This window comes from Allobosea sp. CER48, assembly GCF_044752385.1.
In the GTDB taxonomy this organism is placed as follows: domain Bacteria; phylum Pseudomonadota; class Alphaproteobacteria; order Rhizobiales; family Beijerinckiaceae; genus Allobosea.
On record NZ_JBIWYK010000049.1, the window covers coordinates 1 to 11,389 of the forward strand.

Annotated in this window: 11 protein-coding genes; 4 read left to right on the top strand and 7 right to left on the bottom strand. The window is 68.4% G+C overall.

The annotated features are described in order from the left end of the window. Positions 1–375: aldose epimerase family protein (locus tag ACIPIA_RS03735; RefSeq protein WP_465246950.1), on the top strand; the 375-nt coding region annotated here is incomplete at its 5' end. Positions 376–387: 12 nt separating this feature from the next. Here ACIPIA_RS03735 and ACIPIA_RS03740 read toward each other — a convergent pair. The 6 genes from ACIPIA_RS03740 to ACIPIA_RS03765 form a co-directional block, all read right to left on the bottom strand. Next, on the bottom strand, positions 388–1,977 hold the full coding sequence (locus tag ACIPIA_RS03740; RefSeq protein ID WP_400506806.1) for an ABC transporter substrate-binding protein: 1,590 nt from the start codon (positions 1,975–1,977) through the stop codon (positions 388–390). 54 nt (positions 1,978–2,031) lie between these two features. After that, on the bottom strand, positions 2,032–3,537 hold the full coding sequence (locus ACIPIA_RS03745) for a serine hydrolase domain-containing protein (RefSeq protein WP_400506808.1): 1,506 nt from the start codon (positions 3,535–3,537) through the stop codon (positions 2,032–2,034). 11 nt (positions 3,538–3,548) lie between these two features. Beyond that, a complete protein-coding gene (locus tag ACIPIA_RS03750; protein ID WP_400506810.1) occupies positions 3,549–4,706 on the bottom strand; it encodes an amidohydrolase in 1,158 nt (385 codons plus the stop codon). A gap of 116 nt (positions 4,707–4,822) precedes the next feature. Continuing rightward, on the bottom strand, positions 4,823–5,038 hold the full coding sequence (locus ACIPIA_RS03755; RefSeq protein ID WP_400506811.1) for a hypothetical protein: 216 nt from the start codon (positions 5,036–5,038) through the stop codon (positions 4,823–4,825). A gap of 93 nt (positions 5,039–5,131) precedes the next feature. Continuing rightward, positions 5,132–5,872: a M48 family metallopeptidase gene (locus ACIPIA_RS03760; protein WP_400506813.1), complete on the bottom strand. Its 741-nt coding sequence runs from the start codon at positions 5,870–5,872 to the stop codon at positions 5,132–5,134. Positions 5,873–5,915: 43 nt separating this feature from the next. After that, the gene (locus tag ACIPIA_RS03765) at positions 5,916–7,232 is read right to left on the bottom strand and encodes a polyhydroxyalkanoate depolymerase (RefSeq protein ID WP_400506815.1); all 1,317 of its coding nucleotides are present in this window, start codon (positions 7,230–7,232) and stop codon (positions 5,916–5,918) included. A gap of 169 nt (positions 7,233–7,401) precedes the next feature. On the opposite strand from ACIPIA_RS03765, the gene ACIPIA_RS03770 reads away from it, so the two are divergent. Together ACIPIA_RS03770 and ACIPIA_RS03775 are read left to right on the top strand one after the other, a co-directional pair. Next, entirely contained in the window at positions 7,402–8,910 is a 1,509-nt protein-coding gene (locus ACIPIA_RS03770; RefSeq protein ID WP_400506821.1) for an ActS/PrrB/RegB family redox-sensitive histidine kinase, read from the top strand. Beyond that, complete coding sequence (locus ACIPIA_RS03775) at positions 8,843–9,406, top strand: ActR/PrrA/RegA family redox response regulator transcription factor (RefSeq protein ID WP_400506817.1); 564 nt, start codon at positions 8,843–8,845, stop codon at positions 9,404–9,406. The genes ACIPIA_RS03770 and ACIPIA_RS03775 overlap by 68 nt, the downstream gene beginning before the upstream one ends. A gap of 85 nt (positions 9,407–9,491) precedes the next feature. Here ACIPIA_RS03775 and ACIPIA_RS03780 read toward each other — a convergent pair whose 3' ends face one another. Continuing rightward, positions 9,492–10,670 (bottom strand): MFS transporter, encoded by a 1,179-nt coding sequence (locus tag ACIPIA_RS03780; protein WP_400506819.1) that lies wholly within the window; start codon positions 10,668–10,670, stop codon positions 9,492–9,494. Positions 10,671–10,768: 98 nt separating this feature from the next. On the opposite strand from ACIPIA_RS03780, the gene ACIPIA_RS03785 reads away from it, so the two are divergent. Then, positions 10,769–11,389: LysR family transcriptional regulator (locus ACIPIA_RS03785; RefSeq protein WP_400506820.1), on the top strand; the 621-nt coding region annotated here is incomplete at its 3' end.

Genomic DNA, 11,389 nt, shown 5'->3' on the forward strand with positions numbered 1-11,389 from the left:
CTGCTCGGGCCGGAGATCCCGCTGCCCTTCCACGGCACCGAGCTGCCGCTCGCGGAGGCGCTGTTCGTCGACGATGCGATCGTGATCCCGCACGTGGCGAACCGTTCGGTGCGCTTTTCGGCCTTCGACGCGGCTGGGCGCGAGGTCCGCGCCCTCACCGTCAGCTGGGAGGGCTACAAGGACCTTGGCATCTGGTCGAAGCCGACCGGGGCGCCGTTCCTGTGCATCGAACCCTGGTTCAGCATGGCGAGCCCGATCGGCTGGCAAGACGAATTCGCGCAGAAGCCCGGCATCCTCAAGCTGGCGCCGGGCGAGAGCCGCGATTTCGTCTGGCGTGCGACCCCCCATTTCATTCCGACGGCCTCGTCGGAGTGAACGGCCGGGAGCTCACTTCTTCTCGATGTTCCAGAACAGCATGACCGGCGCCGCCAGCACGCCGGCGACGTTGGTCCGGCGGGCATAGGGCTGGTCGAACTGGCCGAGCACGCGATAGGGCTGCATCTCGGCCAGGCGCCTGTGCAGCGCTTCGAGCGCGACCTTGCGGCTGGCGTCGTCGGGAGCATCGACGAAGGCGCCGCGCAGCTTTTCTGCCTCTGCGTCGCAGGGCCAGCCCGCCCAGGCCCGTTCGCAGGCCATGTTGGTGCCGATATTGGTCAGGGGCGACTGCATCGTCGCACCCGATGCAAAGGTGACGAAAAGGTTCCAGCCGCCCTGATCCGGCGCGCTCTTGTTCTGCTGGCGGGTGGTGACGGCGCCCCAGTCCGCGAACTGGACGTCGACATTGAAGCCGACCGCCTTCAGCGATGCCGCCGCAACCTCGGCCATGCGGCCGATCGGCGCGATGTCGTTGCTGGTCGAGAGGACGAGCTTCTCGCCCTTGTAGCCGCTCTCCTTGAGCAGCTGGCGCGCCTTCTCCAGATCGGGCCTGGCATAGCCCTCGGCGCCGGCCTCGATGCCGTTCGGCCCGCCGCAGACGAAATAGGCGTTGCAGCGCTTCCACCATTCCTCATCGCCGAAACCGGCGGCGAGGAAATCGGCCTGATCGGTGGCATAGGCGAGCGCCAGCCGCGCCTTCGGATTGTCGAAGGGCGGATGGAGATGGTTCGGCCGCAGCATCACCTGGTTGGCGAGATTGGAATAGCGCTCGACCTTGACCTGCTTGTTGGCCGCGACCACCGGAATCAGGTCCTGGCTCGGCTGCTCCCAGATGTCGATCTCGCCGGTCTGGAGCGCCGCGGCAGCGGTCGCGGCGTCCGGCATGATCAGCCATTCGACACGGTCGACCTTGACGACGCGGCCGCCGGCGAGGCCATCGGCCGGCTCGGAACGCGGCACGTAATCGGGATTGCGGTCGTAGACGATCTTCGAGCCGCTGCGCCATTCCTCCCGGTTGAACCTGAAGGGGCCGGAGCCGATCGCCTCGGTGATCGGCTTCATCGGATCGCTCTTCGCATCCGCCTCGCGCATGATGACCGGGATCTGGCCGACCGCAGAGCCAAGCGCGAAGGGCACCAGCGCCAGCGGGCGCTTGAGCTTCAGCCGGAAGGTGCGGTCGTCGACGGCCTCCATGCCTTCGAGATATTCGCCCAGCTTGCCGCCGATGGTGTCGCGCTTCATCCAGCGACCGAGCGAGGCGATCACATCCTTGGTCGTGACAGGCTGGCCGTCATGGAACTTCAGGCCGGGGCGCAGCGTGAAGCTCCAGCTCAGCTTGTCCGGCGCGGTCTCGAAGCTCTCGACCATTTGCGGCTTCGGCTGAAGGTTCGAATCCCAGGCGAACAGCGTCTCGTAGATCATCAGACCGTGCATCCGGGTGATGACGATCGAGGCTGCGACGGGGTCGAGCGTCTTCAGGTCGGCATGCGGCGCGACGCGCAGCACGCGGTTCGCCGCGGGCTGCGCCTGCGCGGCGGCCGGCAGGGGCAGCAGCGCGGATGCCGTCAAGAGCAGCGCAGCAGCGAAACGGGACAGTTGCATCGGACGTTCTCCTCCATCGTCATCGACCCGGCTGCCTCGCTTCCCCAGCGCGTGCTAGCCGACCCGCTTCATCTGCAAGATCCTTGCCCTGTGGCCGGCGACCCGCAAGTCGTCGCCATCGAGCCAGAGGCAGGGCCGCGAGCGCCAGGGGCCGTGCAGCAGATCCGCCAGCGCACGGCCGTTCGGCAGCGGCGTCAGCCGCGAGACCGTTCCGCCGGACGACCAGGGCATCAGCGCCGTACCGTCCGCCCGGATCGCGATCTCGGTACCGAAATGCGGGTCCCGCCAGCGGCCCACGAGCCGGGCATCGAGTTCGGTGTCGGCCGGCACGCGCCGCAGCGAACGCTGCACGCCGCCGATGTGGCCGGACAGCCTTTCGGCTCCCTCCTGCCGAAGCCGGATGTCGAGATAGGCCGGCAGGCTGCGCAGGCCGCCCGCACCATCCGTCACGAGGCGCTCATAACCGCCCATGAAGCTGATCGAATCCGCAGTGAGCTCTGCCCAGAACGGCCCCTCCTCCGTCACGAAGAGACCGGCAGGCACCTCGGCAGGCGCAGGCAGATCCTGCCCGAGCAGCGCCGCCAGCACCGTCATGGCCGGCCAGAGCGCCTCCTCTTCCCGATTGCTGAGCACGACGACGCCGACGCCATGGGCCGGCGCCATCAGGACGTGGTTGCGATAACCGGTCAGCGAGCCGCCATGGCCGACGACCTCGGTCTCGCCGAGGCGGCTGCAGACGAGGCCCAAACGGTAGACGCTCTCGCTGTCATCCGCGAACCGGCGCGGGGCCGTCAGGCGATCGAGCATGCCGGCTAGGGGCCCGCGCCCGCAGAGCAAGGCGGAGGCCCAGCCGGCGAGATCCGCCGCCGAGCCCGCGATTCCGCCCGAGGCCGAGAAATGGAAGCCGTAATGGCCGCGCCGCCAGGCTGCGCCGTCGCGCCAGTAGCCGGTGGCGAGCCCCGGCAGGATGTCGCTGGCATCATAGGGCAGCCGGAAGGCGAGGCCGAGCTCGCCGGAGAGCTCCGCGACGATCTCGCCATAGGGCCGGCCGGTGACGCGCTCCAGTATGCGCTGGCCGAGCCGCCAGCCGGTGTTGGAATAGGCCATCTCCGTGCCGGGCCTGGCGCTCGGCGACGGAAAGCGGCAGGCTAGCGCGAAGATTTCGTCGGCGCTCAGCGTGGCGGTAAAGGGCACGCCCTGCTGCCAGAAGGCCTCCATCATGTCCGGCAGGCCGCCGGTCATGTCGAGGGCGCGGCCGAGCTCGACTTCTGCCAGCGGAGCCGGCAGCTCGTCCAGCCAGCGGCCGAGCGGCGCATCGAGCGGCACGCCCGCGCGGAGCAGTGCGATCGCGAGCACATGCTTGCTGATCGACGCGAAGCGATTCGGCGTCTGCGGCGTGAACGGCAGTGCGTGATCGATGCTGGCGAAGCCGCCGGCAAAGGCCTCGCGCACGCCGTCGCGATCGAACAGCACGACGGCGCCGCCGGGGCCGGCCTCGCGCTGCCAGCCCGCTGCGATCTCGTTCGCGCGCGCTGCGGCGCGCGTCCAGTCCAGGGCCATGCGCCTCGTCCTCAGGCTCGCGGGGCTTCGCCGACCAGATTGCGCAGCGCCCGCATGAAGACGCGCGCGCCGGTGCCGATCGCATCGTCGGGGAAGTCGTAGTCGGGGTTGTGCAGATGGGCCGTGTCGCCCGAGCCGAGCAGGAACATCGCCGACTTGGACTTGCGGCCGAAGAGGCCGAAATCCTCCGAGCCGCGCGAGGGCTTGGTCGGGCCGTGCGGCACCTTCTCCTCGTCCATCGCCCGGCGCAGCATGGCCACGGCCTCGGGCTCGTTCTCGCAATGGTGGAAGATGTCGTGATAGCTGATCTCGACCGTGAGCCGGCCGGCCGCGGCCGCCTCGCGCGCCAGCTTCTCCGCGGCCTCGCAGAGCGCCCCCATCTGCGCGTCGTTGACGGTGCGCAGCGTCGCCCAGAGCTCACCATGGCCCGGCGCGATGCCGAATGCCTGCTCGCCGATCTCGACATGGGTGACGGTGACCAGCCGGAAATCGGCATCGAGCTCTCCGCCAGGCCCGAGCGCCGTCAAGGCGGGGATCAGCGTCGCGATGGCCGGCGCCGGCGAGCGGCCGTGCTCGGGCGTCGAGGCATGCGAGGTCTCGCCGGTCAGGACGATCTTGATGCCGCGCGAGGCGCAGTTGGCGGCGCCTTCCGAGATGCGGGCATGGCCGACCGGAACACCCGGGCGGTTGTGCAGCGAGAACGAGTAATCCGGCGCGATCTCCGGGAATTTGGGATCGGCGATCACAGCGGCCGCACCGGCGCCGGTTTCCTCGGCAGGCTGGAACAGCAGGATGGCGCGGCCGCGCTTTGGCGGATTGCGGTGGAGCCCGCGCGCCAGCCCGGCGAGGATGGTCATGTGACCGTCATGGCCGCAAAGATGGCCCTTGCCGGCAATTTCGGAGCGATGATCGCTGGTCGAGATCTCCTCGATCGGCAGCGCATCGAGTTCGGCGCGGATCAGCACGGTCGGGCCGGGTTCGGCGCCCTCATAGATCGCCGCGACGCCATGCCCGCCGAGTTCCGTGACGATGCGATCGGGCTGCGTCGGCTCCAGGAACGCGACGATGGTCGCCGCCGTCTCGCGCTCCTCGCCCGAAATCTCGGGCCTCCGATGCAGCCGATGCCGGAGATCGACGAGATCGACCATATCGCTGTTGGTCAGGAACACGGATGAGCCTCCCGGGCTTTTGGCCAGCCCGATGCCAGCTCTTGCCCAGAGGTTCGACAATTCACCCGCTTCGACAACCCGCGCTGCCGCCGGGGCCGGCATGCGCGGGCGCAGGATCAGTTGCCGAGTTCTGCCTCGACCTCGGCGTCGAAGGCCCTGGCCAGCATGACGCGGCAGGCTTCGGCCTGTTCGCGAGCGCTGTCCAACCCGATATGCGGCATGATTTCCGCGAGATCGCGGAGCGCAAAGTCCACGGCCGAGAGCAGGCCGAGCGCGGGCTCGGGCATGGCGGCGGGCTGTTGCGGGCGGCGGAACGCGATGACCTGACCCATAGGCATACTCACACTGAAGGCGAATCGACCTTCACTGTGCAGGGCGAGGTTTCAGAAAGTGGTTAACGGCGAAATTGCGGCGGAGACGCCCCGTCAACCATAACCATGCAGGCTGGCGCCATGTCGCTTCAGCCAGGTTTCCGCCGCCTCGGTATGCGGGCAGAGCCTGTGGGTCAGCGCCCAGAAGCGGTGCGAGTGGTTCATCTCCTTGAGATGCGCCACCTCATGGGCTGCGAGATAGTCGAGCACCGAGGCCGGCGCGAGGATCAGCCGCCAGGAGAAATTGAGATGGCCCTGCGAAGAGCAGGAGCCCCAGCGGCTCTTAGTGTCGCGGATCGTGATCTTGCGCGCGGGGATGCCGAGAGCCGCCGTGTGCTGGCGCACCGCCTTCTCGAGATCCTCGAGCGCCAGCCGCCGCAGGAAATCCTTGATCCGCCGGGCGACATGGGCTGCCTCGCCCGCAACCGCGATGATCGGCGCGCCATCCTTGTCCTGCGTGGCCTGGGTTACGCCGCGCGCCTTCGACCAGTGCACGATGCGATGAGGCACGCCCCGCAGCGGGACCATCTGGCCGGGCTCGAAGGGCACCGCCCGAGGGCGCTTCGCGATCCGCGCCGCGATCCAGCCACCGTGATTCTCGGCGAAGATGCGGCCGGCTGCGAATTCGGCGCGCTCGGGCAGGGTCAGGGTGACCTCGCCGGTCGCCTGCGAGACGCGCAATGTCATTCGCCGCGCATTGGCACGCCGCTTGACCATGACGGGATAGCGCGTGCCGGCATGCACGACCTCGATCCGGTCGGGGTCCGGCTGGCGCCTGAACAGGGAAATGCGCATCGCCGGCGATAGTGCGGGATTCGCGGGCGATGCGAAAGAGCCGTCAGCCGACGACCTTCAGGCCCTTGCGCTGCTCGCCGGCGCTGTCGCTGCGGCGCCCCTTGGCGGCCTCCATGTCGAGGCTGACCATGAAGTCGGAGATGCGCGGCTGGATCTCCGAGCGGAAGCGCGAGCCGTTGAAGACGCCGTAATGGCCGACCTTGGGCTGGAGATAGTGGACGCGCTTCTCGGCGGGGATGTTGGCGCAGAGATCATGCGCCGCCTGGGTCTGACCGACGCCGGAGATATCGTCGTTCTCGCCCTCGACCGTCATCAGCGCGACACGGCGGATTGCCTTGAGATCGACAGGCTTGTCGCGATGCATCATCTCGCCCTTGGGCATGGCGTGCTTCACGAAGACGGTATCGACCGTCTGCAGGTAGAACTCGGCCGTCAGGTCCATCACGGCGAGGTACTCGTCGTAGAAGTCGCGATGCTTCTCGGCGGAATCGCCGTCGCCGCTGACGAGGTGCTGGAACATCTCGTAATGGGCGGTGACGTGGCGGTCGATATTCATCGCCATGAAGCCCGAGAGCTGCATGAAGCCGGGATAGACCTGCCGGAACGCACCCATATGCGGGAAGGGAACGACGGTGATGCAGTTGCGACGGAACCAGTCGGTCCCGCGCTCCATGGCGAGCTGGTTGACCGCGGTCGGCGAGCGGCGGGTATCGATCGGCCCGCCCATCAGCGTCATCGAACGGGGCGCGCAGGGGTCGCCCTCGGCCTCCATGCGCGCGATCGCCGCGAGAACCGGCACGGAAGGCTGGCAGATCGCCATCACATGCGTGTCCGGCCCCAGCTTCTGCAGCATGCCGATGACGTAATCGATGTAGTCGTCGAGATCGAAGCGGCCCTCGGCGAGCGGCACGAGGCGCGCATCGGTCCAGTCGGTGATGTAGACCTCATGGCCGGGCAGGAAGGCCTCGACCGTGCCGCGCAGCAGCGTGGCGTAGTGGCCCGACATCGGCGCGACCATCAGCACCTTCGGCTGCGGCTTGCGGCGGCCCTGAATCTTGCGGTCGAAATAGACGAGCTTGCAGAAGGGGCGCTCCCAGACGACCCGCTCCTCCACCGGCACCTTGACGCCGTTGATGGTGGTTTCGTTCAGGCCGAATGCCGGCTTGCCGTAGCGGCGCGTGGCGCGCTCGAACAATTCGCAGGAAGCGGCGACCGTGCGCCCGAAAGACGTGTAGGTCAGCGGATTCGCGGGATTCTTGAAGGCCAGCTGCATGGCGTCCGAAACGCCACGTACCGGACTCACCATCATGTGAACCGCTTCGTAGGCATGATAGGCAAACGACATGGTGGCCCCGTACATGCGATCGAGTGTCCTTCCGGCGGCGCAACAAGCAATGATGCGTCGCAACAACGCACCTTACGTTGATTTTGTTCTCATTCAACCCGGCTAAAGGCTAAGAAATTCCTGCCATGTGGATGAAGCCGTCATTTCCGCCGCCAGCCGCGCCCCCCGCCAGGGTGCGCTGCACATGAGCGCACCGGACCTCTCCGCCCCTCTGTTCGGGCGCTCCGGCCGGCATCTGCGGCTCGACACGCTGGTCAGATTGCGCTGGCTAGCCATCGCCGGGCAAAGCGCCGCCGTTGCCGGCGTGCATTTCGGGCTCGGCTTCCCCCTGCCCTTCGGCTGGTGCTTCATCGTCATCGCCGTCTCGGCCTGGCTCAACATCGCGCTGCGCATCCGCTTTCCGCTGAGCCACCGGCTGATGGACCGGCCGGCGACCGCCCTGCTCGGCTTCGACATCGTCCAGCTCGCGGCACTGCTGTTCATGACCGGCGGCCTGCAGAACCCGTTCGCGATCCTGTTCCTTGCGCCGGTGATGATCTCGGCGACCGCGCTGCCGCCGCAGCGCACCCTGGTGCTGGGCCTGCTGGCGATGGTGCTCGCGACCCTGCTCAGCCGCTTCCACCTGCCGCTGCCCTGGGCCGGCGATGACCGGCCGGTGCTGCCGCCCTTCTACCAGCTCGGCAACTGGGTCGCGCTCGTGCTCGGCCTCGCCTTCACCGGCATCTATGCCTGGCGCGTGGCCAAGGAGGCGCGCGACCTCTCGGATGCGCTCGCCGCCACCGAACTCGTTCTCGCGCGCGAGCAGCACCTTTCGCAGCTCGACGGGCTCGCCGCCGCGGCCGCCCACGAACTCGGCACGCCGCTCGGCACCATCGCTCTGGTCGCGCGCGAACTCACGCGCCTCGCCCCGCCCGACGGCGAAATGGCCGAGGACATCGCGCTGCTGCGCGAGCAGGTCGAGCGCTGCCGCGGCATCCTCGGCAAGCTCTCCAGCCTGCAGGACGAGGATGCCGGGCCGCTCGACCAGCTGACGCTCAGGCTGCTGATCGAGGAAGCGGCGGGGCCGCAGCGGCCCTTCGGAGTTCCCTTCGAGATCAGCATGACCGGCGAGAAGCCGGAGCCGGTCTGCCGGCGCAATCCCGGCATGATCTACGGCCTCGGCAACATCGTCGACAATGCAGTCGACTTCGCGCGCTCGACCGTGACGATCGCGGCCGAATGGACGCAGAGCCGCGTCGTGCTCACGATCGCCGATGACGGCCCCGGCTTCCCGCCGGACGTGCTGATGCGCGCGGGCGAGCCCTATCTCTCGCGCGGCAGCAGCGAGGGCCGAGCCGGCGGCGGCCTCGGGCTCGGTCTCTTCATCGCCAAGACGCTGCTCGAGCGCGGCGGCGCGACGCTGGAATTCTCGAACCTGCCGGCCCCCGGAAGCGGCGCCTCGATCCGCATCGTCTGGCCCCGCGACATCTTTGAAGCCGATCTTCCGGCCATCGGGGGTACAAAGCCGGAGCCATCGGCATTAAATGAGCTTGGCTGTACACGAGCTCAATCGGGCACATGGGCGGCTTTTCGACCCGAACTTCGCGCCACCGCAGCGCGCATGGACAAGCGGCAAGGAGACGATGATGCAGGATGCGCCGAACGAAACCGGCAGGCCCGACGGCATGGACATGTCGCTGCTGCTGGTGGATGACGACAAACCGTTCCTCACCCGTCTCGCCCGCGCCATGGAAGGCCGCGGCTATGTGGTTCGTACCGCCGACAGCGTCGCCGCCGGCATCGCCGCGGTCGAACAGGCCGCGCCGGCCTTTGCGGTGATCGACCTGCGCCTCGGCGACGGCAACGGCCTCGACGTCATCGCCCGCCTGAAGGAACGCCGGCCGGAAGCGCGCGGCGTCGTCCTCACCGGCTATGGCAACATCGCCACCGCCGTCAGCGCCGTGAAGCTCGGCGCCTTCGATTTCCTGGCCAAGCCGGCCGATGCCGACGAGATCCATGCGGCGCTTGCGGCGATGCGCGATGCCCGGCCGCAGCCGCCGGAAAACCCGATGTCGGCGGATCGCGTCCGCTGGGAGCATATCCAGCGCGTCTACGAGCTGTGCAGCCGCAATGTCTCGGAGACGGCGCGCCGCCTCGGCATGCACCGTCGCACCCTGCAGCGCATCCTCGCCAAGCGCGCGCCGCGCTGAGCCGACGATCGCAAGCCGCCAATGAACGAGGCCCGCCGGACGATGTATCCGGCGGGCCTCGTTCATTGAGCGGGGATTTCGGCGGTCAGGTCGCGCAGGCGGGGATCGCCCGTGCCGCACGCCTTTCGAGGCTCACCGCGACGATAGCCAGCAGGAGCGCGACAAGCGGGACGAGCGCGGCTACGGGTGCGATCGCGCCATAGCCCAGTCCCCGCGTGATCACCGCACCACCCAGCCAGGCGCCGAAGGCGTTGCCGAGGTTGAAGGCGGCGATGTTGAGGCTCGAGGCCAGCCCCTGCCCGGCGCCGCCGGCCTGCTGCAGCACCCACATCTGCAGCGGCGCGACGGTGGCGAAGGCGGCAGCGCCAAGCGCGAAGGCCGCAATCACGGCGCCGGCCTGACTGTAGAAGGCGAGACCGGAGGCGAACATCGCGACGGTCAGCAGCGCCACCGTGCCGATCAGCGAGGGGGCGAGGCTACGATCGGCCCAGCGTCCGCCGAGCAGGTTGCCGACGACGAGCCCGGCGCCGAAGACGAGCAGGATCGGCGACACCGCCGCCTCGCTGAAACCCGCGAGCTCGACGAGGATCGGCTGGATGAAGGTGAACACCGCGAAGATGCCGCCAAAGCCGAGCACGGTCATCAGCAGCCCGAGCTGGACCTGGGGGCGCGCCAGAACCTTGAACTCCTCGGCGAGCGAGGCCGGGACGACGCGCTCTCGATCGGCCGGGACCAGCGCCGCGAGCACGATGAAGGCGACGAGGCCGATGCCGGTCACGGCCCAGAAGGTCGAGCGCCAGCCGAAGGCGAGGCCCAGCCAGGAGCCGAAGGGCACGCCGAGCAGGGTCGCGATGGTCAGGCCGGTGAACATCAGCGCGATTGCGGAGGCCTTGCGTTCGGCCGGCACGAGGCTGGTGGCGACCAGCGAGCCGACGCCGAAGAAGGTGCCGTGCGCCAGGGCCGTGACGATGCGTGCCGACATCAGCCAGGCGAAGTTCGGCGCCAGCGCGGCCGCGAGATTGCCGAGGGTGAAGATCGCCATCAGCACGAGCAGCGTCGTTTTGCGCGGCAGGGAGCGGGTGGCGATGGTGAGGACGGGTGCGCCGACGAAGACGCCGAGCGCATAGCCGGTCATCAGCAGGCCGGCGAGCGGCACGCTGATGCCGAGATCGCTGGAAACCTGCAGCAGCAGGCCCATGATCACGAATTCGGTGACGCCGATGCCGAAGGCACCGACGGTGAGAGCATAGAGAGCGATGGGCATGGAATGCCTCCGGGAACGTGTTCGGGCCCGGAGATAGCCCCTCGACGCCTTGTGAATTAGACTGTGGGAAAGATCAGCAATTGTGAGTTGAATTCACGATGCCGCGCACCGAGATCAACCGTTCCGGCGAGATGGAGGTCTTCGCCCGCGTCGTCGAACTCGGCGGCTTCTCGCCCGCTGCCCGCGCGCTCAGGATGACGCCCTCGGCGGTCAGCAAGCTCGTTGCCCGGCTCGAAGCGCGGCTCGGCGTCCGCCTGATCGTGCGTTCGACCCGCAAGTTCATGCTGACCGAGGAAGGCACCACCTTCCACGAGCGCACGCTGCGCGTGCTCGCCGATCTCGACGAGGCCGAGCGGGCCGTCGCAGCCTGCCAGGTCCCGCGCGGCCGGCTCAGGGTCAACACCAACGTCCCCTTCGGCCGGCATTTCCTGCTGCCGCTGGTGCCGCGTTTTGCCACCTTCCATCCGGGCGTGCAGCTCGACCTCACCCTGAGCGATGCGGTCGTAGATCTGGTCGACGAAAGAGCCGATGTCGCGATCCGCGTCGGCCCATTGCGATCCTCGCTGCTGGTGGCCCGCAAGCTCGGCGAAAGCCGGGTGGCCGTGGTCGCATCCCCGGCCTATCTGGCAGCTCGCGGCAGCCCCGCCGATCCGGGCGACCTCGCGAAGCACGATCTGGTCACCTTCAACTTCGCGCGGCACAGCGATGCCTGGCCCTTC

What these genes read in the sequence shown, in the direction of transcription:
- ACIPIA_RS03770 (WP_400506821.1), top strand. Translation starts at nt 7,402, where the DNA reads ATGAGCGCACCGGACCTCTCCGCCCCTCTGTTCGGGCGCTCCGGCCGG.
- ACIPIA_RS03775 (WP_400506817.1), top strand. Translation starts at nt 8,843, where the DNA reads ATGCAGGATGCGCCGAACGAAACCGGCAGGCCCGACGGCATGGACATG.
- ACIPIA_RS03755 (WP_400506811.1), bottom strand. Translation starts at nt 5,038, where the DNA reads ATGGGTCAGGTCATCGCGTTCCGCCGCCCGCAACAGCCCGCCGCCATG.
- ACIPIA_RS03760 (WP_400506813.1), bottom strand. Translation starts at nt 5,872, where the DNA reads ATGCGCATTTCCCTGTTCAGGCGCCAGCCGGACCCCGACCGGATCGAG.
- ACIPIA_RS03780 (WP_400506819.1), bottom strand. Translation starts at nt 10,670, where the DNA reads ATGCCCATCGCTCTCTATGCTCTCACCGTCGGTGCCTTCGGCATCGGC.
- ACIPIA_RS03745 (WP_400506808.1), bottom strand. Translation starts at nt 3,537, where the DNA reads ATGGCCCTGGACTGGACGCGCGCCGCAGCGCGCGCGAACGAGATCGCA.
- ACIPIA_RS03765 (WP_400506815.1), bottom strand. Translation starts at nt 7,232, where the DNA reads ATGTACGGGGCCACCATGTCGTTTGCCTATCATGCCTACGAAGCGGTT.
- ACIPIA_RS03740 (WP_400506806.1), bottom strand. Translation starts at nt 1,977, where the DNA reads ATGCAACTGTCCCGTTTCGCTGCTGCGCTGCTCTTGACGGCATCCGCG.